17 protein-coding genes and 1 pseudogene are annotated in these 23,439 nt (G+C 62.8%); 6 read left to right on the top strand and 12 right to left on the bottom strand.

Annotation, left to right across the window (positions count from 1 at the left end):
- Window positions 1–11 precede the first annotated feature (11 nt).
- The 3 genes from NKK51_RS18750 (at window position 12) to NKK51_RS18740 (ending at window position 3,354) form a co-directional block, all read left to right on the top strand.
- On the top strand, window positions 12–1,640 hold the full coding sequence (locus NKK51_RS18750; RefSeq protein WP_023810092.1) for a GMC family oxidoreductase: 1,629 nt from the start codon (window positions 12–14) through the stop codon (window positions 1,638–1,640).
- 17 nt (window positions 1,641–1,657) lie between these two features.
- Entirely contained in the window at window positions 1,658–1,966 is a 309-nt protein-coding gene (locus tag NKK51_RS18745) for a Dabb family protein (RefSeq protein ID WP_023810093.1), read from the top strand.
- Between the two features lie 152 nt (window positions 1,967–2,118).
- Entirely contained in the window at window positions 2,119–3,354 is a 1,236-nt protein-coding gene (locus NKK51_RS18740) for an MFS transporter (protein WP_128303140.1), read from the top strand.
- 7 nt (window positions 3,355–3,361) lie between these two features.
- Here NKK51_RS18740 and NKK51_RS18735 read toward each other — a convergent pair whose 3' ends face one another.
- The 12 genes from NKK51_RS18735 to NKK51_RS18680 all read right to left on the bottom strand — a co-directional run bounded on the left by NKK51_RS18735 (window position 3,362) and on the right by NKK51_RS18680 (window position 17,934).
- Complete coding sequence (locus tag NKK51_RS18735) at window positions 3,362–4,207, bottom strand: EamA family transporter (protein ID WP_013529691.1); 846 nt, start codon at window positions 4,205–4,207, stop codon at window positions 3,362–3,364.
- Window positions 4,204–5,106 (bottom strand): endonuclease/exonuclease/phosphatase family protein, encoded by a 903-nt coding sequence (locus NKK51_RS18730; protein ID WP_352554234.1) that lies wholly within the window; start codon window positions 5,104–5,106, stop codon window positions 4,204–4,206. Before NKK51_RS18730 ends, NKK51_RS18735 begins: the two co-directional genes overlap by 4 nt.
- Window positions 5,107–5,272: 166 nt before the next feature.
- Entirely contained in the window at window positions 5,273–6,823 is a 1,551-nt protein-coding gene (locus NKK51_RS18725; protein ID WP_352554233.1) for a cation:proton antiporter, read from the bottom strand.
- Window positions 6,824–7,096: 273 nt separating this feature from the next.
- A complete protein-coding gene (locus NKK51_RS18720) occupies window positions 7,097–8,161 on the bottom strand; it encodes an ABC transporter ATP-binding protein (protein WP_023810097.1) in 1,065 nt (354 codons plus the stop codon).
- A gap of 30 nt (window positions 8,162–8,191) precedes the next feature.
- Window positions 8,192–8,983 carry an ABC transporter permease gene (locus NKK51_RS18715; RefSeq protein ID WP_352554232.1) on the bottom strand — a complete coding sequence of 264 codons (792 nt, stop codon included), beginning with the start codon at window positions 8,981–8,983 and terminating at the stop codon, window positions 8,192–8,194.
- Window positions 8,980–9,894, bottom strand: a complete 915-nt coding sequence (locus NKK51_RS18710; RefSeq protein ID WP_023810098.1) for an ABC transporter permease — start codon at window positions 9,892–9,894, stop codon at window positions 8,980–8,982. Before NKK51_RS18710 ends, NKK51_RS18715 begins: the two co-directional genes overlap by 4 nt.
- Window positions 9,895–9,957: 63 nt before the next feature.
- On the bottom strand, window positions 9,958–11,064 hold the full coding sequence (locus NKK51_RS18705) for an ABC transporter substrate-binding protein (RefSeq protein WP_352554231.1): 1,107 nt from the start codon (window positions 11,062–11,064) through the stop codon (window positions 9,958–9,960).
- A 242-nt stretch (window positions 11,065–11,306) separates the two neighbouring features.
- A complete protein-coding gene (locus tag NKK51_RS18700) occupies window positions 11,307–12,479 on the bottom strand; it encodes an iron-containing alcohol dehydrogenase (protein ID WP_352554230.1) in 1,173 nt (390 codons plus the stop codon).
- Window positions 12,480–12,496: 17 nt separating this feature from the next.
- The gene (locus NKK51_RS18695) at window positions 12,497–13,885 is read right to left on the bottom strand and encodes an aldehyde dehydrogenase family protein (protein ID WP_352554229.1); all 1,389 of its coding nucleotides are present in this window, start codon (window positions 13,883–13,885) and stop codon (window positions 12,497–12,499) included.
- A gap of 191 nt (window positions 13,886–14,076) precedes the next feature.
- Window positions 14,077–15,447, bottom strand: coding sequence for a glutamine synthetase family protein (locus tag NKK51_RS18690; RefSeq protein ID WP_352554228.1), 1,371 nt, complete (start codon window positions 15,445–15,447; stop codon window positions 14,077–14,079).
- A gap of 87 nt (window positions 15,448–15,534) precedes the next feature.
- Window positions 15,535–17,097 (bottom strand): amino acid permease, encoded by a 1,563-nt coding sequence (locus tag NKK51_RS18685; protein ID WP_023810103.1) that lies wholly within the window; start codon window positions 17,095–17,097, stop codon window positions 15,535–15,537.
- A gap of 18 nt (window positions 17,098–17,115) precedes the next feature.
- Window positions 17,116–17,934, bottom strand: coding sequence for an N-formylglutamate amidohydrolase (locus tag NKK51_RS18680; RefSeq protein WP_023810104.1), 819 nt, complete (start codon window positions 17,932–17,934; stop codon window positions 17,116–17,118).
- Window positions 17,935–18,078: 144 nt separating this feature from the next.
- Between NKK51_RS18680 and NKK51_RS18675 the strand changes: the two genes are divergently transcribed.
- From NKK51_RS18675 to NKK51_RS18665, 3 genes and pseudogenes are all read left to right on the top strand, one after another.
- Complete coding sequence (locus NKK51_RS18675; protein WP_128303149.1) at window positions 18,079–18,906, top strand: MurR/RpiR family transcriptional regulator; 828 nt, start codon at window positions 18,079–18,081, stop codon at window positions 18,904–18,906.
- A 192-nt stretch (window positions 18,907–19,098) separates the two neighbouring features.
- The gene (locus NKK51_RS18670; protein ID WP_352554227.1) at window positions 19,099–20,259 is read left to right on the top strand and encodes an efflux RND transporter periplasmic adaptor subunit; all 1,161 of its coding nucleotides are present in this window, start codon (window positions 19,099–19,101) and stop codon (window positions 20,257–20,259) included.
- Window positions 20,256–23,386 (top strand): annotated as a pseudogene (locus tag NKK51_RS18665) (efflux RND transporter permease subunit). The gene NKK51_RS18670 and the pseudogene NKK51_RS18665 overlap by 4 nt, the downstream one beginning before the upstream one ends.
- Window positions 23,387–23,439 lie beyond the last annotated feature (53 nt).

Raw genomic sequence — 23,439 nt, 5'->3', positions numbered from 1 at the left:
TGGACAGTGTCATGACCGACTACATCATCGTGGGCGCCGGTCCGGCCGGCTGCGTTCTGGCCAACCGATTGAGCGAGGATCCGGCAAATTCGGTCCTGCTGCTGGAAGCCGGCGGCAAGGACTGGCATCCCTATATCCACATGCCTGCCGGCTTTGCCAAGATGACCAAGGGTATTGCTTCCTGGGGCTGGTCGACCGTGCCGCAGAGTCATATGAAGGACCGCGTCTTCTGGTACACGCAGGCTAAGGTGGTCGGCGGCGGCTCGTCCATCAATGCCCAGATCTACACGCGCGGCAACGCCCGCGACTACGACGACTGGGAGAAGGAAGAAGGCCTCGCCGGCTGGGGCTATCGCGATGTATTGCCCTATTTCAAGCGCGCTGAGAACAACCAGCGCTACGCCAACGATTTTCACGGTGACCAGGGCCCGCTCGGCGTCTCGAACCCGATTGCGCCGCTGCCGATCTGCGAGGCCTATTTCCGTGCCGGGCAGCAGATGGGCATCCCCTTCAACCCGGACTTCAACGGCGCTGCCCAAGAAGGCGTCGGCTATTACCAGCTAACCCAGAAGGATGCCCGGCGCTCGTCCGCTTCAGTCGCCTATTTGAGGCCGATCCGCGCCCGCAAGAACCTGACCGTCCGAACCGATGTGCTGGTGACGCGCATCGTCGTCCAGAAGGGCCGCGCCATCGGCGTCGAAATTGTCGACAGACCGGGCGGCGAGAAGAAAATCCTTCGCGCCGAGCGCGAGGTGATCGTCTCGTCCGGCGCCATCGGCTCGCCGAAACTCTTGATGCAGTCGGGCATCGGCCCCGCCGACCATCTGAAGTCGGTCGGCGTCACGCCGGTGCACGACCTGCCCGGCGTCGGCTCCAACATGCAGGACCATCTTGATCTGTTCGTCATCGCCGAATGTACGGGCGATCACACCTATGACAACTACGCCAAGCTGCACCGCACGGCCTGGGCCGGCCTGCAGTATCTGCTGCTGAAGAAAGGGCCGGTGGCCTCCAGCCTGTTCGAGACCGGCGGCTTCTGGTACGCCGACCCGACCGCCGCCTCGCCCGACATCCAGTTTCATCTCGGCTTGGGTTCCGGCATCGAAGCCGGCGTCGAGAAGCTGAAAAACCCTGGCGTCACCCTGAACTCGGCTTTCCTGCGTCCGCGTTCGCGCGGCACGGTGCGGCTGAAGAGTGCCGACCCGGCCGACCACCCGCTGATCGATCCGAACTATTGGTCCGATCCCTATGACCGCGCCATGTCGATCAAGGGGCTGCGGCTGGCCCGCGAGATCATGCGGCAGAAGGCGCTTGCCCCTTACGTGCTGCGCGAGGTGCTGCCCGGCCCGTCACTCGCCAGCGACGACGAGCTGTTCGACTATGCCTGCCGCAGTTCCAAGACCGACCACCATCCGGTCGGCACCTGCCGCATGGGCCATGATGATATGGCTGTCGTGACGCCGGATCTGCGGCTGCGCGGCATCGAGGGCCTGCGCGTCTGCGACGCCTCGGTGATGCCGCGCGTGCCTTCATCCAACACCAATGCGCCGACCATCATGGTCGGTGAAAAGGGCGCCGACCTGGTCCTTGGCCGCGAGCCGCTGCCGCCGGCGGTGTTTTCCGGAAACCGGGCTGCTTAGCCACTGAGGAGTAAGACATGATCAGGCACTGTGTTTTCGTCAAGCTGCGCAACGATGTCGACGCCACCGAGCGCACGGCGATCCATGCCGATCTCGAGGCGCTGCGACAGGTGATCGACGGCATGGACGCAGTAAAATTCAGCGCCAATGTCAGCCCGGAGCCGTTCGCACGCGGCTTCACCCACGGCTTCACCATCGATTTCCGCGATGCTGCCGCGCGCGATGCCTATCTTGTGCATGAAGCGCACCAGCGCGCCGGCGCGCGCCTGGTCGCTGCCCTGGAAGGCGGCACGGACGGACTGCTGGTGTTTGATCTCGAAATCTAAACCTACCCTCAAGCCACGATCGAGTTCATCGACAGATGGCACCGGTCGGTCTCATCGCACCTTCCGCCATTCCTGCGGGCGTTCGATCAAATGAGCCACGCGAAAACGTGACCACCGGTCTTCCCTGAACTGGCCGATAATTCCCCCCATCGATGATGATGGAGGAAGATTTGCCCCTTAATTCGCAGCAGAAGAAGACCGTCCTTGCCTCATTCCTGGGCTGGACGCTCGATGCTTTCGATTTCTTCCTTCTGACATTCCTGCTCACCGATATCGCGACCGAATTCCACGCCGACGTGCCCGCGGTCTCCAAGGCGCTGTTCCTGACCTTGGCGACACGCTTCATCGGCGCGTTCTTCTTCGGCATGCTTGCCGACAAATACGGGCGCAAGCCGATCCTCATGCTCAACATCGTCAGCTATTCGGTGATTGGCGCGCTGGCCGCCTTCTCGCCCAATCTCGGCATGTTCCTCGCCCTGCGTGCTTTGTTCGGCATCGCCATGGGCGGCGAATGGGGGCTTGGCAGTTCGCTGGCCATGGAGTCCATTCCGCCGAGCGCACGCGGCATGGTCTCCGGCATCCTGCAATGCGGCTATCCGGCCGGCTATCTGCTGGCGGCGGTGGTCTATGGTCTGCTCTATCAGCAGACGATCGGCGGCTACACGATCGGCTGGCGTGCCATGTTCCTGCTCAGCTTCGTGCCGGCGCTGATCGTGCTCTTCATCCGCTCGCATGTGCCGGAATCGCCGGCCTTCGTCGAAGCGCAGAAGACCGCGAGACCGGGCATGTGGGAAACCCTGCAGAAACACTGGGGCGTCGCGCTCTATGCCGTCGTGCTGATGATGTTCTTCAATTTCTTCAGCCATGGCACGCAGGATCTTTATCCGACCTTCCTGAAGAAGCAGCATGGCTTTGATCCGCACACAGTGAGCTGGATCACCATCGTTGCCAATATCGGCGCCATCGTCGGTGGCCTGGCATTCGGCGCGCTGTCGGAGAAGATCGGCCGCGTCAACGCCATCACGCTGGCATGCCTGATCGCCTTGCCGTCCATCCCGCTATGGGCCTACTCGACCACGCCGTTCATGCTCGCCATCGGCGCCTTCGTCATGCAGGTCGCGGTCCAGGGTGCCTGGGGCGTCATCCCCGTGCACCTCAACGAGCTTTCGCCCGGCGCGGTGCGGGCGACCTTGCCCGGCTTTATCTATCAGGCGGGCAATCTCGCCGCGTCCTATGGCGGCCCCTATCAAGCAGGAATCGCTGAAAGCGCCGGAGGCAGCTATGGCTATGCCCTGGCGCTGTTCGCAGGCGTGGTCGCCGTCTGCATCATCATCGTCATCCGCTTCAGCCCGGAACGACGTGGCCAGGTGATGACGGTCCTGACCTGAGCGGCGCCTAACCAAGCCTCAGCGCGACGACGCCGGCCACGATGCTGAGCGCGGCAGCACCGCGCCAGCCGGTCATTTTTTCGCCGAGAGCGAAGACCGAGATCATCATGGCAAACAGGATCGAGGTTTCACGCAGCGATGCCACCGAAGCGATCGGCGCCTTGGTCATCGCCCACATGACGATCCAGTAGGCGGCACCGCTGAGCACGCCGGTGAACAGCCCTGCCTTCCAGTCGCGCGCCAGCACCGGCAGCGCCTTCGGCCCGCGGAAGATGAGGCACAGCACCAAGGCGCCAAAAGCATCGCAGATGAACAGCCAGGCTGCATAGCTCTGCGCGGTTGCCGCCAGCCGCGCGCCGCTACCGTCGGACAGCGTGTAGCTGGCGATGAAGATAGAGGTGCCCAGCGCGAAGCCGACCGCGCGCAGATTGAGCTTCTCCAGATGCGCGCCGCCGCGAAACGACATCACCAGCGTGCCGGCCGACAACAGGAAGATGCCGAGCATGGCGAACGGGCCGGGGATTTCGGCAACGACGAACATGCCTCCAAAGGCCGAGAGCAGAGGTGCTGTGCCCCGCGCCAGCGGATAGGTCTGTGCGAAATCGCCGGCCTTGTAGGCGCCGATCAGGAACGTCCGGTAGCCCATGTGGAAAATGACCGAGGCGATGATGTAGGGCCACACTTCCGCCTTCGGCACCTCGACGAAAGGCAGCACCACGAGGGCCGCAGCGCCCATGCCGAGCGTCATCAGCGTGATCGACAGGAAGCGGTCGAGATGGACCTTGACCAGCGCGTTCCAGATCGCGTGCATGGCGGCGGCGGCAAGCACTGCGAAGAAGACGAAAAGCGTCATGTGGCAATTCCGGGCGTTTCCAGGTCGATGTCGACCCGCAGCGGAAAATGATCCGACGCAACCTCGCCGATGTCGGCACTGATCGAACGCACCCGCCCGGCGAACATGCCGCCGACGAAACAATGGTCGAGCCGGCGCTTTGCCAGCTTGCCGTCGATGGTCTTCACATGGGTGTGGAAGTCCGGAACCGGCTCCCCGGCAACGGCGGCGGCATCGACGAAACCGTCAAGATAGGCGGCACCCCGATGGTAGGGCGTGCTGCCGACGATGCGGCGATATTCGGCGCTGCCCGGCTCCATGTTGAAGTCACCCATCCAGATCGCCGCCAGCGGGTTTTCCGGCTCCGCTTCGCCGCTGGTCCAGTTGCGCGTGGGCTCGTCGTCGACGCCGCTCCACGGCCCGCCATCGGACGGTGCCCGGCGATGCTCGGCCAGGAGATAGTCGATCTGCTCCAGCCGCTCCTCGGCCGCGATATGGGCGAGATGCAGCGACAGCACCCGCACCGGCCCTGCCGGGGTGCGGATCATGCATTCAAGTGCTGCATTGCGGGTGTTGAGCGGCCGCTGCGTACGGCGCATCGGCAGCGCATGCAGCCGCGACCAGACGATCGGCAGTTTCGACAGCACCATGGTGCCGAACTGGCGGCGCCGGTTGATCAGACGGCCGTCGCGCCTTTCGCTGGCATCCATGTCGAAGGCCGGGCCGTAGACCCAATGATAATCCGGTAGCAGACGGGAAAGCAGCTCCGGCTGGTCGTCGAAATTGCTGCGCTGCCAGTGCCGCTCGACCTCTTGCAGCGCAATGATGTCGGCGCCGGCAACGATGCGCGCGGCGCGCGAAAGATCGTAGCGGCCATCGCCGCCGAACCCGTACTGGATGTTGTAGCTGACCAGCTTCATTGCGTATCCGGCTCAATTTCGGGTTGGCAGTAGCGGTTCGATGCCACGGTTGCAATGTGCAGGAGAATGGATGTGGCTTGGACCAGCCTTGCCCTTCACCGGGATCATGCACCGATTCCGAAGCACTTCGGTATCTTCCGTGCGCCGGAAAACGGCGTGCGATGCCTTAAGTATTCAGCGGCTGGAACCGGCCGGGTGGCGACGCCGCCAGTTCGGTCCAGTCGATCTCTTCCTCAAGGCGATGATAGGCTTCGTCGCCGATCGTCCCATTGCGGCGCAATTCCTCCAGCGCGTCGCGCTGGCTCTTGATCGCATAAAGACGCAAGCGGTCATATTCGGTCGCTGCCTGGGCATCGTCGGGATTTTTGGCGATCTTGCGTTGAGCGGCATATTGCTCGCGCACCGCGGCCGCCGCGTCCGATGTCTTGCCGCTCAATATGTCGAGCGCGGCCTGCATGACCACGACGCGTGCCTGCGCAACCTCGCGGTCGACCGTTTCGTCAGGGTCGAGATTTAGCAGGCGCAGCAGCGGCTTCAGGCTCATGCCTTGCAGCACCAGCGTGCCGAGCACGACCGTGAAGGCAGCGAGCACGATCGGGTCGCGGGCCGGGAATTCAGCCGGCAGGGCGAATGCCGCCGCAAGCGTCACCAAACCGCGCATCCCGCACCAGCCGATCAGCACGCCGCCACGAAACGACGGAGCGTCACGCTGACGATCAGCTACGCCGAAGCGGCCAAACCACCTGATGATCGCGCCGCACCCCAGCACCCAGATGAGGCGTGAAACGATGACGATGGCAAGCACTGTTCCGGCCAGGACGAACACATCGGTTTGCCCCTGCCCGGCAAGCCGGCCGACGATCGTACGCGCCTGCAGGCCCATCAGCACGAAAGCCAGGACATTGAGCACGAACACCGCCGTTTCCCAGACCGAATAAGAGCTGATGCGGTTTCTGGCCGGCATGCGGCGCGGCGCGGTGCGGGCGATCGTCATGGCATAGACGACTATGGTGATGATGGCCGACAGTCCGATCCTGTCGGCCAGGATCCAGACCCCGAATGTGCCGGCAAATTGCACCACGGTGCCGCTCGCCGGGTCCTCGATCCGGCCCAGCGTTATCAGAGACACCCGGCCAAGCAGGTAGCCGGCCGCAAGACTGCCGAGCGTGGACAGCAGGATCATCGGAACGGCGCTGCTCAGCAGAATGGAACCTGCTGCCGCCGAAATCGCCATCCGGTAAATCAGCAACGCGGTGGCGTCGTTGAGCAGGCTCTCGCCCTGCAGAATGGCAGTGATGCGGTGCGGCACCTTGAACTGGCCAAGCACGGCCGATGCCGCAACCGCATCGGGCGGCGCCACGATGGCGCCAAGCGCTATGGCTGCGGCGATCGGCAGGCCTGCCATCGCCCAGCCGGCCAGCGCAACCGTCGCTGTCGTGAAAAGGACGGCGCCAAGCGCCAGCAGCACAAGCGGCACCCTGTAGCGGTTGAGATCGCGCAGCGAGGTATCATAGGCGGCATCGAGCAGCACCGGCGCGATGAACAGGGCTAGCGCCAGTTCCGGATCGATCTCTATGGTCGGGACGCCAGGCACGAAGGCGATGGCCACCCCTGCCAGCGCCAGCAAAGAGGGATAGGGAACCTGCACGCGCCGCGACAGCGCCGTCAGCGCAACGGCGATCAACAGCAGAACGAGTGTCAGTTCGAAAAGCGCCATGGCCTGTTATAGCCGGGAAGCGAGACGCTGGCAGTGGCAAAGCGGCTGGAAACTGTTGATTGGCCAGCAAGCTCGAGCCGATGGGAATATGCCTCGAATTGCCTTCCGCCGATGCCCTGCCAAATCGACAAATGCGCCGACCGCACTGACATCGAAATCACCGATAGAGGGCTCGCTTAAACCCTGCATTGCAGCCCATGCCACGCGGACGGAAGCATCCTCCCGTCTTCGCAGACCGGGATGCAGCCATTCATTTTGAACAAGCGCATCAGCCTAGTGAAGCACCAGCATATCGCTCGACGAGAACGAGATCTCGGCCTTTTCACCGACTGCGGGGGGCGGTGTCGCCGGGCTGTTGAAGGTGTCGAGCGAGACCGTGTTGCCGCCGATGCCGACACGAACCCGGATGACCGAGCCGAGGAAATGCACCTCGGATATCTCTCCCGAAAGGCTGGAATCGCGGCCGGGCTGTCGTCCGAGCGAGATTGCCTCAGGCCGCAACGCCAGCGACAGCGTGTCGCCTGACTTGGAACCGTTGAGCTTGCCCTTAAGCGAGACCTGTTCGGAATTGACCCGCACCGTGCCTGCAGCCGCATCGGTGACGGTGCCTTCCAGCACGTTCAGCGTGCCGACGAAATTGGCGACAAACTTGGTCGCCGGGCGGTTGTAGATCTCGAACGGCGTGCCGACCTGCTCGGCCTTCCCGCCATACATGACGGCGATGCGGTCGGAGATCGACAGCGCCTCTTCCTGGTCGTGCGTCACGAAAATGGTTGTGATGCCGAGCTTCTTCTGGATCGAGCGGATTTCCTCGCGCAGCGACACACGCACCTTGGCATCGAGCGCCGACAGCGGCTCGTCGAGCAGCAAGAGCTTCGGCTTCGGCGCGATGGCGCGGGCCAGCGCGATGCGTTGCTGCTGGCCGCCCGAGAGCTGGTAGGGATAGCGATCCGCCATCTGCGGCAGCTTGATGATGCCGAGCATCTCGGCGACGCGGGCATCGATATCGGCCCTCGGCATGCCGGCGACCTTCAGGCCGAAGCCGATATTCTGCGCCACGGTCAGGTTCGGGAACAGCGCATAGGCCTGGAACACCATGCCGACATTGCGCTGGTTGGGCTTCAGCCTCGTAATGTCCTTGCCGCCGACGACGATCGTGCCCGCGCTCGGCTCCTCGAAACCGGCGACCATGCGCAACACGGTGGTCTTGCCGCAACCGGACGGACCGAGGAAGGAGACGAATTCACCACGCTCGACGTCAAGATTGAAATCCTCCACGACCGTGGTGGCGCCGAAGGATTTTCGAACGTGCTGGATGGAGAGGAAGGGGTCGGCCATGGCGTTCTTCTTTCGATCAGTACTTTTCGATCAGTTGGGACGGTTCGCGGATCTCGGCGCGAAGCGGGACAGTATCTGGATCAGCGACATGCAGCCCCAGGTGATGGCGAAGGCGATGATGGCAAGTGCCGCCGGCTCATAGGCGCGGTTGGCACCAATATTCTGCAGATAAGGGCCGAAGGCAGGCCGGTTGAGCAGGCTGGCCATGGTGAATTCGCCGATGACGATGGCGAAGGTGAGGAAGGCGCCCGAGAGCACCGCGATCAGCACGTTGGGCAGGATGACACGGGTGATGATGGTGCCCCAGCCAGCCCCAAGGATCTGGGCCGCTTCCGTCAAAGTGCGCACGTCGATTGTGCGAAGCCCGGTGTCGACGGCGCGATACATATAGGGCAGCGCCAGTGTCGCATAGCCGATGACCAACAAGGCATTGGTGCCTGTATCGGTCGCCAGAAACGGCAGCGGCGAATTCGACCCGTACATTCTGATGTAGCCGAAGACGATGACGATGGCTGGGATAACCAGCGGCAGCAGGGTAATGAACTCGACGATCGGCCGCAATTGCTGCAGCCGAAGCCGGATCCAATAAGCGGCGGGCACCACGATCAGCACACCGAGAATGATGGTGAAAACGGCGGCCAGTACCGAATAGCCGAAGGTGGCCTGGAAACGGGCGTCGCCCAACACGACCTTGTAGGCGTCGAAGGAGTACTCCCCGCGCCGCATGCGCATCGAGAACTCCACGGTCGCGATCAGCGGGATGAAAAAGTAGGCCGCGCCAAGAGCGAAGACGAGCCAGGCCCAGAACTTTCCCGACTTCATTTCAGCCACCTCTCGGAACGGGTCCGGAACCAGATGTAGAACACATTGGCAAGACCGGTGATGACGATCATGCCGAAGGCGATGGCATAGCCGAGATGGGCATTGTGCAGCACATCTCCACGGATCTGTGCATAAAGCAGGATCGGCACGATGTTGAGCGACGAGCCGGTCAGCGCATAGGCGGTGGCGATGGCGCCGAAGGCGTTGGCGAACAACAGGATCACGGTGCCGAGGAAACTCGGCCAGATCACCGGAATGACCACCATGCGCCAGTACTGGGACATGGTCGCGCCCAGCGTCGCGGCTGCCTCGCCCCATTCCTTCTTCAGCCCGTCGATGGCTGGCACGATGATCACCACCATCAGCGGTATCTGGAAATAGACATAGGTCAGTGTCAGGCCCCAGAATGACAGGATGTTGAAGCCATGCGCGTAGATGTTAAGGCCGAACACGGTGTTCAGGATCACCGTCGCAAGGCCGAGGCGGCCGAGCGTGGCGAGGAAGGCAAAGGCCAGCGGCACGCCGGCAAAATTGGAGGCCACGCCGGAAAACGTCAGTGTCGCCGAACGTATCCAGTCCGGCAGGCCACCGCGCACGATGGCAATGGCAATCGCCAGGCCCGCGAATGCGCCAATCAGCGATGAAGCAAGACTGATCTTGATAGAAATCCAGTAGGCGGCAACGATGGACGGTTGCGCCAGCGCTGCGATGTTTTCGAGAGTGAATTCGCCGGCATCGTTCTGGAATGCACCCAGCATCAGATAGAGCGTGGGCAGGATGAGGAACATGATGGCGAAGATGAAGAACGGTGCAACGCCAAGCCACTGGGTCGGCAGCCGCATGCTGCGTGCCTCGGCGGGAGGCGCGGTCTTCCCGGTAACAGCGTGGTCGGACAATGAGATATCGGTCATGCGCCGGCTACCGTCTTCGAGAGAAGGACCGGGCGGCCGCGAGGCCGCCCGGTATGGTGTGAATTACTTGACGTTGGCGCCGACGACGGCATCCCAGTTCTTGGTGATGGCTTCCTTGGACTTGCCCTGCTCGTCGAGTGTCGGGAACACGGCGGACGCATAGGCTTCGGCCGGCGGCAGCTTGGCTAGCACGTCAGCCGGGATCTTGCCGTTCTTGGCGAGATCGTTGAAGCGGATCGGGTGGCAATAGCCTTTCAGCCAGCCGATCTGGCCTTCGTCCGAGTAGAGGTATTCGAGCCAGAGCTTGGCTGCATTCGGATGCGGCGCGTAGGCGCTGATCGCCTGCACATAGACACCGGCGACAACACCGGTCTTCGGCACGACGACGTCGACGGGCGGATTGCCCTTCAGCGTGTCGCGGCCGGCGAGCGCGTTGTAGTCCCAGGTGACGAGGATCGGGGTCTGGCCCTGGGCGAGCGTCGCGGCCTTGCCGATGACCGGAACGAAATTGCCGGCGGCATTGAGCTTCTTGAAGAAGTCGAGGCCGGCGGTCCCGGCAGCTTCACCAGCGGCGGCACCTGACGACAGGCCGGCGGCATAAACCGCCTGGATCGCCTGGTTCGAGGCGCGCGGATCGCCGGCCAGGGCTACCGAGTTGGCAAATTCCGGCTTCAGCAGGTCGGCCCAGTCAGCCGGAGCTTCCTTGACGAGATCCTTGTTCACCTGGAAGGAAAGCACGCCGTAATAGTCGCCGGTCCAGAAACCTTCGGCATCCTTGGCACTGTCAGGGATCGAGTCCCAGGTCGACACCTTGTAGGGCTGGATCAGGCCATCGGCCTTGGCGGTCGGGCCGAAGGACAGGCCGACGTCGATGACGTCAGGCGCCTGCGGGCCCTTGTTGTCCTTGTTGGCCTTGATCGCCTCGATCTCGTCGCCGGAACCGGCATCGGGATTGAGTTCGTTGACGGTGATTTCCGGATACTTCGCTTTGAAGCCGGCGATGACGTCACCGTAACCGCACCAGTCATGCGGCAGCGCGATGGTGGTGAGCTGGCCTTCCGCCTTGGCGGCCTTGACGAGATCGTCCAGCGAATCCGCGGACGAAATCACCGTCGACGCGAAAAGCGCCGCGGCCGAAAGGGAAAGCACTTTCCCCGTGAATTTGAACATGTGTTCTCTCCGTTGAACTGACGCCGTTGGACGCCTGCGATGCGGTATCGTTTTCATGTGACAGCCAGATGAAAGCTTTGTGAAAGCGGCTGCTCGCAGTGCGAAAAAGTAAACTCTTTTTAACCTGATGTAGCAATCGCTCCGCGATTCTTTTTCCGGCTAACTAGTTTTTGCCTTGCCCGTCATCCTCCCCCTTGTTTTCATAGCCCCTTTTCAGATCACTTTGCGGCGCGGAAAACGCCTCAGATCGTGCCGGCGATGGCGTTTTCGAGCAAGGTCAGCGCCGCCTTCTTGGTCAGCTTGACCGGGTTGCCGCCGGCGGTCGGATCGACCACCGCCATGTCGGCGATCAGCGCCTTACGTTTCTTGTCCATGTCGAGCCCCTTGATAAGGCCCGGCAGCGCATGCGGCACCTTCAATTCCTTGCGCAGCTTGATGATGGCTTTGGCGAAGCCGTCGAAGCCGCCCTTGATGCCGCAATAGGCGGCGAGCCGGCCAATACGCTCCTCGATGGAGTCCCGGTTGAAGGCCAGAACATAGGGCATGAACACCGCGTTGGTCATACCGTGATGGGTGTCGTAGAGCGCGCCGACAGGGTGCGAAAGCGAATGGATGGCACCGAGCCCTTTCTGGAAGGCGGTGGCGCCCATGGCAGCGGCGCTCATCATATGGGCGCGCGCAACGAGATCCCTGCCGTTGGCATAGGCCTTGGGCAGGTTCTCGAAGACCAGCCGGACACCTTCGACAGCAATGCCGTCGGCCATCGGATGGTAGCCGGGCGCGCAATAGGCTTCGAGGCAATGGGCCAGCGCATCCATGCCGGTACCGGCGGTGATGAAGCCCGGCATGCCGACCGAAAGCTCCGGATCGGCAATGACGATAGCCGGCAACAATTTGGGATGGAAGATGACCTTCTTGGTGTGCGTGGCCTCATTGGTGATGACGCCGGCGCGGCCAACCTCCGATCCGGTCCCGGCGGTGGTCGGCACGGCGATGATCGGCGCGATGGCATCCGAGTTGGCGCGCGTCCACCAGTCGTCGACATCCTCGAAATCCCACACCGGCCGCGTCTGCCCGGCCTGGAAGGCGATCAGCTTGCCAAGATCGAGCGCCGAGCCGCCGCCGAAGGCGATGACGCCGTCATGCTTGCCCTTCTTGAACACGGCGATGCCGGCGGTCAGGTTGGATTCGACCGGGTTCGGCCTGACCTCGGAGAAAACGCCGTAAGGGACCTTCGCATCGTCGAGGATCTTCAAGGTCGAGGCGACGACCGGCAGTTTCGCCAGGCCCGGATCGGTGACGAACAACGGCCGCTTGATGCCGGTGGCCGTCAATACCTCGGGCAATTCCTTGATGCGACCGGCGCCGAAGCGGACGGTGGTGGGATAGTTCCATTTGGAGATCAGCTTGGACATTTTTGTCTTTCAATAAATCAGATGGCTTCGCGCAGATGGAATGATTTCGGCCTGGTAAGATTATCGTAGCCGATGGCTGACAAGCCCGCACCCTTGCCGGTGTCCTTGACGCCGGTCCACACCAGTGCCGGATCGAGGTAGTCGCAGCGGTTCATGAACACCGTGCCGGTTTCGACGCGGTTGCCGATCGCCACCGCATGCTCGGTATCGCGCGTCCAGATCGAAGCGGTCAGCCCGTAGGGACTGTCGTTCATCAGCGCGATCGCCTCTTCGTCGTTGCGCACCTTCATGATGCCGACGATCGGGCCAAAGCTTTCCTCGCGCATGACGCTCATCTGATGATCGACTTCTGTCAGCACCTCCGGCGCCAGGTAGGGCGAGCCGGCCTTGTCGTTGGCCACCTTCATGTTGATGTGTGCCGCCGCGCCTTTGCGCAATGCCTCGGCCTTCTGTTCGCGGATCAGGTCGGCGAAACGCGCCTGCGCCATCGGCCCCATCGTCGTCGCCTGGTCGAGCGGATTGCCGACAACATAGTTCTTCGTCTCGGCGATGAAGCCTTCGACGAATTCGTCATAGACCTTTTCGTGCACATAGACACGTTCGATGCCGCAGCAGCACTGGCCGGAATTGTAGAAGGCGCCGTCGACCAGATTGGCGACCGCATGGTCCATCTTGGCGTCGGGCAGCACATAGGCCGGATCCTTGCCGCCAAGTTCGAGGCCGAGCGTCATGAAGGTCCCGGCCGCGGCCTTTTCGATGGCACGGCCGCCGCCGACCGAACCGGTGAAATTGACATGGTCGATCTTGCCCGAGCCGAGCAGTTTCTCGGTCTGGGCATGGTTGAGCACGACATTCTGGAATACGCCCTTGGGCAGGCCCGCTTTGTCGAAAGCCTGCTGAAAGCGCTCGCCGACCAGCAGCGTCTGCGCCGCATGCTTGAGGACCACGGTGTTGCCGGCCATCAGCGCCGGCACGATGGTGTTGACGGCGGTGAGGTAGGGATAGTTCCACGGCGCGATCACCATGACCACGCCAAGCGGATCCTTCTTCACATAGCGACGGAAGCCGTCCTTCGGGTTGGAGGCCGGCACCGCCTTGAGCGCCGCCTCGGCGATCTCGACCATGTAGGTGGTGCGCTCCTTGACACCACCGAACTCGCCGCCATAACGCACCGGGCGCCCCATCTGCCAGGCGATCTCCGGCACGATCTCGTCGGTCATCGCGACCAGCGCTTCCAGCATGGCCAGCATAAACTTGCCGCGCTCGACGATCGGCGTCTCAGCCCACTTCTCCTGCGCCGCCTTGGCACGCTCGACCGCGGCGTTGATCGCTTGGTCGGTCGCGATCGGCCGCTCGGCATAGATCGAGCCATCGATGGGGGATATGAGTTTGACCGTTTCGGTCATTTTGGAAGTCCTCGCATTCTACAACAAAGTCTTGTGGGCTGACGCTGCCCCTAATCCGCCTGCCGGCACCCCTCCCCGCATAGTGACGGGGAGAAGGATGGAGCTCCAGCGTCTTCGCCTCCTCTCCGTTTTCTTCACACGGAGAGGAAGGGTAAGGGACGGCGCCGACGGCGCCGACGAACAGTCGATAACTAGTACCGCTCGAACCCTCTGTGCAGTTCCCAATCTGTAATGCGGCGGTCGTATTCGAACTGCTCCCACTTTGCGGTGTGGACATAGTGTTCGAGCACATCCTCGCCGAGCGCCTGCTTGAGCATCTTCGACTTCGCCAGCGTGTCGGTGGCATCGCGCAGCGTCTTCGGGATCTCCGGCAGGCGAGATGCCTGATAGGCATCGCCGACGAACGGCTTCTGCAATTCCAGCTTTTCGTCGATGCCGGCAAGGCCGGCGGCGATCAGCGCTGCGAACGCAAGATACGGATTCAGATCGGCGCCGCCGATGCGGCATTCCATGCGGATGCCCTTGGTGCCCTCGCCGCACAGGCGGAAGCCGGCGGTACGGTTGTCCTCGCTCCACATGATCTTAGTCGGCGCGAAGGTGCCGGCCTGGAAGCGCTTGTAGGAGTTGATATAGGGCGCCAGGAACCAGGTGAATTCCTTGGCGTATTTGAGCTGGCCGGCGGCCCATTGCTGGCCAAGCGTCGACAGCGTCCAGTCGGCCGTCTTGTCGAAGAACAGCGGTGTCTTGCCGTCGGCGCTCCACAGCGAATTGTGGATGTGGCTGGAATTGCCGGCGAGCCCGTAATTATACTTGGACATGAACGAAATCGCCTTGCCCTCGGACTCGGCGATTTCCTTGGCGCCGTTCTTCAGGATGACGTGGCGGTCGGCCATGTCGAGCGCCTCGGCATAGCGCACATTGATCTCTTCCTGGCCCGGACCCCACTCGCCCTTGGAATTTTCGATCGGGATGCCGGCCGCTTCCATCTCATTGCGAAGCCGGCGCATGACGCCTTCTTCCTTGGTGGTGATGCCGATCTGGTAGTCGCCGATATAGGGCGATGCGGTGTCGAGACCCTGCCAGTGCTTCTTTCGGGCAGAATCGTATGTCTCGTTGAACAGATAGAATTCGAGCTCGGAAGCGAAATAGCCGATATAGCCGCGCTCGCTCAGCCGCTTGACCTGCTTCTTGAGGATGGCGCGCGGCGAGTGCGGCAGGTCATCATGGGTGTGGTGGTCGAGCACGTCGCAGATCACGAGTGCGGTCTTTTCCAGCCAGGGAATGCGCCGCAGCGTGGCGAGATCCGGCTTCATGACGAAATCGCCATAGCCCTTCGACCAGCTCGCGGCCTTGTAGCCCGGCACCGGTTCCATATCGATGTCGGCCGCCAGCAGATAGTTGCAGCCATGCGTTTCGTCATGCGCGGAATCGATGAAGTACTGCGCCAGGAAGCGTTTTCCCGCCAATCGTCCCTGCATGTCGACGATGCAGGCCAGCACGGTGTCGATCTCACCGCTGGAGACCGCTTTCTTCAACTGATCGAACGAGAAATTTCCGGCCATTCCTTTGGCACTCCAGCACTTGTCGATTGAAAGGGATAAACGTAGCCATGGCCGGCGCGAGGCCGGCCATGGCCATATAGGGCGATATCAGGCGCCAGCTTCGCCGATAGCCACCTCGGCTGCCCTGATCGCGGCCTGGCGTTTGGCAATCTGGTCACCGATCGGCGGACCCTGGAAGCGGCGGTTCTCGAAACCGAACCAAAGCACGGCGGTCAGCAAGATGAAGCCTATGGTGATGTAAAGCACCTTGTCGTTCGGCGGCTGGATGGCGATGTAGAAGATGATCACCATGCCGACAATCGACAGCGCACAGAAGAGCTTGAACAGTCCGGCGCCCAGGTTCCACGGGCCAGGATTGGGCCACTTGGCCGTGCCGAATGCGACCATGCCGAGTGCGATCGGGATGGTGAACGACAGGAACAGGAACACCAGCGTCGAATTGACGACGATGGTGTAGATGTTGGTGCCGCCGATCGAAATAAACTGGGCAAGGAACACATAAAGGATCTCGAGGATCGCGGCCGTCCAGATCGCATTGACCGGCGTGCGCCAGGTCGGGTTGACCTTGGCGAGAGCCGCGGAGCCAACAGGCATGCCGCCGTCGCGAGAGAAGGCGAACAGCATGCGCGAAGCCGAGGTCACGGTGGCGAGGCCGCAGAGGAATTGCGAGATCAGGATTGCAAAATAAAGCAGTTCCTTCAGCCACACCGGCAGGATTGCATCCATTGTCGAGAAGAATACGCTCCATCCCTGCTTGGCGCCGGCAGCCAGGTCCGGGATCGCGAGAACGATTGCGCACAGCATCACCCAGCCGATCAGCGACGACCACAGCACCGACGAAACGATCGCCCGCGGGACGGAGTGTGCTGCCTTGACGGTCTCCTCGGAGGTGTGGGCCGAGGCGTCATAGCCGGTGATGGTATAGACGGGCAGAAGCAGGCAGAGCAGGAACAGGTAGCTCATGGAGTCGGTTTGCGGAAAAACACCGCCGCCCGCATCGCCTGAATAGTTGGTGAACGTCCACAGCCGGCTGATGTCGATTGCCGGTGCGAACACCAGGCAGGCCACGATCAGCACTGCTGTTGCGCCCAGGATAAGAAAGCCCGAAGCATCGGTGAGCATTGCCGTCAGTTTGATGCCGAAATGGTTGAACAGCGCCTGCAGCACGGTGATGAAGGCAACGAACCCGACGATTTCGCCCGGCGTGCCGGTGATGCCAAACCAGCTTCCGAACGTTCCAACGAAGAAGAAAGCGGTGCCGATGTTGATGGCGCCGAGCACGGTGATCAGGCCGAACAGGTTTAGCCAGGCCGTCAGCCAGCCGGTGAAGCGGTTGCCGAGGATCGACGACCAGTGATAGAGGCCGCCGGCGGTCGGAAATGCCGAGGCGATCTGCGCCATGGCAAGGGCGAAGAAGCCCGACACGCAGCAGCCGACGATCCAGCCGATGCCCGCACCTGCGCCGCCGATCGACGATGTGGCTTGCGCGAAGGAGTTGATGCCGCCCGAAAGGATGCAGATGATCGAGAACGATATCGCGAAATTCGAGAAGCGGCTCATGCTTCGCGACAGTTCCTGGGCATAGCCCATGCCATGGAGAACCTTCAGGTCCTCCTTCTTGTCAACGTCCGTATAATCCGGTCCTGCCATTTTCATTCCCCTGTGGTTCTAATTGGCCGATTGAACTGACTTTCCGACTGAATGCGATCTGGAATATCCGGCCTCCTCTGGCTCCAGATCCGAAAAAATGCCCGTGAGCAGATCCGCCCATTTCCGCTGCCCGGTCTCGCCGGCGATTTCGTCGTTGCGGATTTCGATCATCGCGCAGGGCAGGCCGCGCGAGCGCGCATGCCGTTCCAGCGTGAAATAGACGCGGTCATCAGGCGAATAAGGCTCGTTGACGCCGACGGTGACGCCGGCAAGCCGCTTCAGCGCCGATATCAGCGGCGCCGCCAGCCGGCGATCCTCGTCGTGGATGATGCCGATATGCCAGGGCCGGCTCATGGACTTGTAGACCGGCGTGAAGGAGTGGACCGAAACCAGCCGGGTTTGCTGACCCTGTGACAGCCTGTTGTCGATGATACCGGCAATCGTGTTGTGGAACGGCTGCCATGACAGGGCAACACGCGCCGCCCGCTCGCTCTCCGACAGGCCGGCATTGCCCGGTATGGCCGTTGTCTCACTGACCGGCGGTACCAGGTCGGGCGCGTCGAGTGGCCGGTTGCAGTCGATGACAAGGCGAGAAATACGAGTTTCCACCAGCGTCGCGTCGAGCGCCTGCGCCATGCGGCGGGCAACCGGCAGCGCGCCGGGATCCCAGGCGATGTGACGGGACAGGTCCTCGGCGGCAAGGCCGAGCGTACCGAATTCGGCCGGCAGGAAGTTCGAGGCGTGATCGCAAGTCAGCACGAAAGGGCTCGATCCGCCGGGGTTCGTCACCCTTACGGTATCAGACGATGCAAGGCTGGCGGGCCGTGCTTTCTCCATACTGTGCCGTCCCCGGGGAGCGCTGTATCGTATGTTACGTATTTTGCCTCATTGCGTCCCTGTGGATGATTTCATACAGTTTGTCCGGCTTTGTCAAATGCGATCTCGGAAAAGGCCTTCGGCCGGGCCAGGGGTGGGGAAAAGATGATTTCCAACATTGCCGAACTGATCGCCGACCGCATCGGCACGATGCCGGCCAGCGAACGGCGCGCGGCTCAGACGCTGATCGCTTCCTATCCGATGATCGGCCTGAAGACGGTGGCCGAATTCTCGGCCGCGGCCGGGGTTTCCTCGCCGACGATCCTGCGTTTCGTCGCCCGGCTGGGCTTTCAGAACTATCCGGAATTCCAGTCGAGCCTGCAGGACGAACTGGCGGCGCAACTGCAATCGCCGGCGACAAGGACACTCAACCCGCCCTCGCCTGGCGGCGGCACGGTGTCGCCGATGCTGGAAGCGACGCTCGACAACATGCGCGAGACGTTCAGACACCTGTCCGACAAGCAGCTTGCCGACATCGCCGCCCGGCTAGCGGACCGGCGCGGCAAGACCTTCCTGATCGGCGGCCGCTTCACCGATCCGCTGGCGCGCTACATGGCCGCCCACCTCGCCGTCATCCAGCCGGATGTCTTTCACCTCGCCGGGCAGGAGAGCATGTGGCGCGACCGATTGATCGACATGGGCAAGCGCGACGTGCTGGTGATCTTCGACATCAGGCGCTATCAGGACAGCCTCGTCCGCTTCGCCGAGAAGGCGCATCAGCGTGGCGTCCAGATCGTGCTGTTCACCGACCAGTGGCTGTCGCCGATCGCCCGCTTTGCTCGTCATGTTATCGCCGGACGAACCGCGGTGCCGTCGGCATGGGACTCTTCGGCTGCCCTTTTCGTCGTCGCCGAAACGCTGATCGGCGCCGTCACCAGGCAACTGGAAGCAGAAGGCGCCAAACGCATTCGCGAGATGGAAAGTCTGCGTTAGCGCCTGTGCGATGATCCAAAGCGTTACGCATATTTTCTCAAACGTTACATATATTTAATGTGCGCAGCCCCCGGAGAATTGTCATAAGACGCGATATCGAGGCGGCTTCTTTGCCTTACAATAGCCTCGCTGCGTCTGCTTCATTTCGGGAAACTGGTAGACGGAAGGATTGTTTTACCAACCGGAGTGCCGATGGCCGCCTGGAAACAGATACTTTTTGCACTCGTGGTGCTGGTGGTGGCGGCAGTCGCCTGGCTGCGCTTTTATCCCAGCGCGCCGGACGTGCTGGCACGTTGGGGCATCGACTGGGCCTACGCGGCAACGCCCCCGGCTGCAAGCGGCGCCGCGAACGCGAGGCAGGCAGACGGCCGCAACGGCAACCAGCCGGTGAACGTGGTCGCCCTGGCGGCCACTTCGGCTGTTATCAACGACCGCCTGCAGGCGATCGGCACCGGCCGTGCCAACGCCTCGGTGACCGTCAATCCCTACAGCTCCGGCCGCCTCGCCGAACTGCTGGTCGAATCCGGCAGCCATGTCGATAAGGGACAGATCCTCGCCACCCTGGATTCCGAGACCGAAGTGATCTCTCAGGACCGCGCCAAGCTCGCCTTGCAGGATGCGCAGGCCAAGCTCGACCGTGTCAGGTCGCTTCGTGCCTCCAATGCCGCGACACCAGTCGCAGTGGCTGACGCCGAGGTGGTGCTGGCGGGCGCCAAGCTGGCGCTTCAGGATGCGGAACTCGCACTGCAGCGCCGGTCGATTCTGGCGCCGATCGCCGGCACCGTCGGCATCCTGCCGATCTCGGCCGGCAATTATGTCACCAACCAGTCGGCCATCGCCACGCTCGACGACCGGTCCTCGATCCTGGTCGACTTCCTGGTGCCCGAGCGCTTCGCTGCCGCCGTCAAGATCGGTGCACAATTGACGGCGACGCCGATCGCCAATCCCAGCAATGCTTATAGCGGCACCGTTTCGGCCATTGACAACCACATCGATGAAAAGAGCCGCACCCTGCTGGTCAAGGCCAAGATCGCCAACCCGGCGGATTCACTGCGCGCCGGCATGTCGTTCGGCATCACCATGAAATTTCCGGGGCAAACCTATCCGGCCGTCAGCCCGCTGGCGATCCTGTGGGGGGCGGACGGCGCCTATGTCTGGCAGATCGAGGACGGCAAGGCCAGGCGGGTCCCGGTGCGCATCGTACAGCGCAACACCGAGACCGTGCTGATCGACGCCGAGATCGACAATGGCGACATGGTGGTCACAGAAGGCACCCAGAGCGTCAGCGAGGGCGGCGCGGTCCGCCTCGCCGGCGAAGAGCAGCGCGCCGCGGACGCCGCCGCAGGCACATGACCAGCCCCGCCAACACTGCCAGCGAGACCGGCTTCACCGCCCTGTTCATCCGCAGGCCGGTGATGGCCTTCGTGCTGAACACACTGATGCGGTCGCCGGCCTGGCCGCCTTCTACGGCGTCGAGATCCGCGAACTGCCGGACGTCGATCGCGCGGTGGTCACCGTTTCCACCACCTTCGAGGGCGCGGCGGCCGAGACCGTCGATCGCGAACTGACCGACACCATCGAGGGCGCCGTCGCCCGCGTCTCCGGCGTCAAGTCGATCTCGTCGTCTTCCTCATTCGGCTCGAGCCGCGTCACCATCGAGTTCAACGATGGCGTCGATCTGAATGTCGCCGCCTCGGACGTGCGTGATGCCGTCGGCCGCATCGCCAACCAGATGCCGGACACCGCCGATCCGCCGCGCATCGTCAAGGCCGACGCCAATTCCGACGCGGTGATGCGACTGGCGGTGACCTCGGACAACATGTCGATCCAGGACATGACCGTGGTGGTCCAGGACCAGATCGAGGACGAGCTGGCCGCCGTGCCCGGCGTTGCCGACGTTCAGGTCTACGGCGACCGCGACAAGATCTTCCGCATCGATGTCGACCAGAACAAGCTGGCCAGCCTCGGCTTCACGGTCGCCGACCTCAGGGCCGCCCTTGCCTCGGTCGCCTTCGATTCCCCCGCCGGTTCGATCACCACGACCAACCAGGACCTGATCGTCCGCACGACTGCCGACGTGACCACGCCTGAAGAGTTCGAAAACATAATTGTCGGCGGCACGACGCGCATCCGCGATGTCGCCACCGTCACGCTCGGCCCCGACGTCGGCCAGACCACGTTGCGCTCGGACGGCAAGACCGGCATCGGCATCGGCATCATCCGCCAGGCGGAATCGAACACGCTGGACATCTCGACCGGCGTCCAGGCCGCCGTCGCCAAGCTGCAGGAAAACCTGCCCGAGGGCATGTCGATCAAGATCACCAGCGACGACGCTGTCTTCGTCAAGGGGGCGGTGCACGAGGTCGAGATCGCGCTCGGCCTGTCCGTCACCATGGTGCTGATCGTCATCTACATGTTTCTCCTCGACTGGCGTGCGACGCTGATCCCCGGCCTGTCGATGCCGGTCGCCATGATCGGCACCATCGCCGCCATCTATCTGGCCGGCTTCTCGGTCAACATCCTGACCTTGCTCGCTCTGGTGCTGGCCACGGGACTGGTCGTCGACGACGCCATCGTGGTGCTCGAAAACATCGTGCGACGGCGCAACGAAGGCATGGGGCCGCGCGCCGCCGCCGTGCTCGGCGCGCAGGAGGTGTTCTTCGCCGTCATCGCCACCACCTTGACGCTGGTCGCCGTCTTCGTGCCGATCTCGTTCCTGCCTGGCCAGACCGGCGGCTTGTTCCGCGAATTCGGCTTCGTGCTTGCCATGTCGGTGCTTTTGTCCTGCGTGGTGGCGCTGACGCTGTGCCCGATGCTCGCCTCGCGCATGCTGACCAGCGCATCGCTCCACCACGAAGGTGGCCATGGCATCGGCGCCCGCATCGGCGGCGCGCTCAATACCGCCTACAAGCGCAGCCTGCACGCCTGCCTCGACGCGCCATGGATCGTGCTTCTGGTCGCGGTGCTGTTCGCCGGCACCGCCTTCACGCTGTTCGGCACCATCCGCCAGGAGCTGACGCCGACCGAGGACCGCGCCGCCGTGCTTCTGCGCATCAGCGCCCCGCAAGGCGTCAGCCTCGACTACACAACGCAGCAGATGCAGAAGATCGAGAGACTGATCCAGCCGATGCGCGATTCCGGCGAGATCCGCAGCACTTTCGAAAATGCCGGCCAGAACGGCTCCTACAACTCCGGCTTCATGGTGATGACGCTGGCGCCGTGGAACGAGCGCAGCCGCAGCCAGCAGGAGATCATGGCCGAGATCAGCCAGTTGACCAGGCAGGTGCCGAGCGTGCGCATCTTCCCGGTGCAGCCCAACAGCCTCGGTATCCGTGGCGCCGGCAACGGCCTGCAGTTCGCGCTGGTCGGCAACGACCGCAAGGCACTCGGCGATGCCGCCGTGAAGATCATCGCCGAGATGCAGAAGGACCCGCGCTTCCAGACACCGCGCCTGTCCATCGACCCGACGCAGCCGCAGCTAGCCGTGGCCATCGACCGCGAGCGCGCCTCCGACCTCGGCATCGACATATCAGGACTGGCCAACACCTTGCAGGCCATGCTCGACGGCAACGACGTCGTCGACGTCTACATCGCCGACCGCAGCTACGGCGTGAAGCTGGTCTCGACCACCAATCCGATCAACGATCCGACGGATCTGGAAAACATCTTCCTGAAAACAGCCGACGGACGTTTCGTGCCGATGTCGACCATCGCCACGCTGACCGAACGCGCCGTGCCACCGTCGCTGTCGCGCGAACAGCAGCAGCCCTCTGTGGCGATCACCTCCAACCTCAGCGGCGACTTCGCGCTTGGCGACGCGCTCACCCGCGCCGAGCAAATCGCCACACCGCTGCTGCCGCCAGGCAGCCGCATCCTGCCCCTGGCCGAGGCGGCGACGCTGGGCGAGACCAACAGCGCCATGGTCACCATTTTCGGCTTCGCGCTGGTCATCATCCTTTTGGTGCTGGCCGCCCAGTTCGAAAGTTTTGTCAGCGCCGTCATCATCATGGCGACGGTGCCGCTCGGGCTGGCCTGTGCGATTTTCGCGCTTCTCCTCTCGGGCACCAGTCTCAACGCCTACAGCCAGATCGGCCTGGTGCTTTTGGTCGGCGTCATGGCCAAGAACGGCATCCTGATCGTCGAATTCGCCAATCAGTTGCGCGACCGCGGGCTTGGCGTGCGCGAGGCGATCGAACAGGCCTCGATCATCCGCGTGCGGCCGGTGATGATGACGATGATCTGCACCGTGCTCGGCGGCCTGCCGCTGGTGCTGGCGAGCGGCGCCGGTGCCGAGGCGCGCGTCGCGCTCGGCTGGGTCATCGTCGGCGGCCTGGGGCTGGCCACCGTCTCGACGCTGTTCCTGACGCCGGTCGCCTATCTCCTGCTTGGCCGCTTCGTCACGCCGAAGACCCACGAGGAAGCCCGACTGAAGCGCGAGTTGGAGGAAGCCGCCTACACCAATGTGGAGCCGGCAGAATAGAAATTCCAGGAAAGTGTGTAGCGGTTTTTCGTCCGGAATTTCGTAAGAAAAAT

The sequence above is a fragment of the Mesorhizobium sp. M0011 genome, from assembly GCF_040324155.1.
Lineage (GTDB): Bacteria > Pseudomonadota > Alphaproteobacteria > Rhizobiales > Rhizobiaceae > Mesorhizobium.
Note: the sequence above shows the minus strand (reverse complement) of the source record. Positions and strands in the feature narration are given on the sequence as shown.

Bases quoted from the DNA above. Each gene is read 5' to 3' on its own strand.
- NKK51_RS18750 (WP_023810092.1), top strand. From the start codon at position 12: ATGACCGACTACATCATCGTGGGCGCCGGTCCGGCCGGCTGCGTTCTG.
- NKK51_RS18745 (WP_023810093.1), top strand. From the start codon at position 1,658: ATGATCAGGCACTGTGTTTTCGTCAAGCTGCGCAACGATGTCGACGCC.
- NKK51_RS18740 (WP_128303140.1), top strand. From the start codon at position 2,119: ATGATGATGGAGGAAGATTTGCCCCTTAATTCGCAGCAGAAGAAGACC.
- NKK51_RS18735 (WP_013529691.1), bottom strand. From the start codon at position 4,207: ATGACGCTTTTCGTCTTCTTCGCAGTGCTTGCCGCCGCCGCCATGCAC.
- NKK51_RS18730 (WP_352554234.1), bottom strand. From the start codon at position 5,106: ATGAAGCTGGTCAGCTACAACATCCAGTACGGGTTCGGCGGCGATGGC.
- NKK51_RS18725 (WP_352554233.1), bottom strand. From the start codon at position 6,823: ATGGCGCTTTTCGAACTGACACTCGTTCTGCTGTTGATCGCCGTTGCG.
- NKK51_RS18720 (WP_023810097.1), bottom strand. From the start codon at position 8,161: ATGGCCGACCCCTTCCTCTCCATCCAGCACGTTCGAAAATCCTTCGGC.
- NKK51_RS18715 (WP_352554232.1), bottom strand. From the start codon at position 8,983: ATGAAGTCGGGAAAGTTCTGGGCCTGGCTCGTCTTCGCTCTTGGCGCG.
- NKK51_RS18710 (WP_023810098.1), bottom strand. From the start codon at position 9,894: ATGACCGATATCTCATTGTCCGACCACGCTGTTACCGGGAAGACCGCG.
- NKK51_RS18705 (WP_352554231.1), bottom strand. From the start codon at position 11,064: ATGTTCAAATTCACGGGGAAAGTGCTTTCCCTTTCGGCCGCGGCGCTT.
- NKK51_RS18700 (WP_352554230.1), bottom strand. From the start codon at position 12,479: ATGTCCAAGCTGATCTCCAAATGGAACTATCCCACCACCGTCCGCTTC.
- NKK51_RS18695 (WP_352554229.1), bottom strand. From the start codon at position 13,885: ATGACCGAAACGGTCAAACTCATATCCCCCATCGATGGCTCGATCTAT.
- NKK51_RS18690 (WP_352554228.1), bottom strand. From the start codon at position 15,447: ATGGCCGGAAATTTCTCGTTCGATCAGTTGAAGAAAGCGGTCTCCAGC.
- NKK51_RS18685 (WP_023810103.1), bottom strand. From the start codon at position 17,097: ATGGCAGGACCGGATTATACGGACGTTGACAAGAAGGAGGACCTGAAG.
- NKK51_RS18680 (WP_023810104.1), bottom strand. From the start codon at position 17,934: ATGGAGAAAGCACGGCCCGCCAGCCTTGCATCGTCTGATACCGTAAGG.
- NKK51_RS18675 (WP_128303149.1), top strand. From the start codon at position 18,079: ATGATTTCCAACATTGCCGAACTGATCGCCGACCGCATCGGCACGATG.
- NKK51_RS18670 (WP_352554227.1), top strand. From the start codon at position 19,099: ATGGCCGCCTGGAAACAGATACTTTTTGCACTCGTGGTGCTGGTGGTG.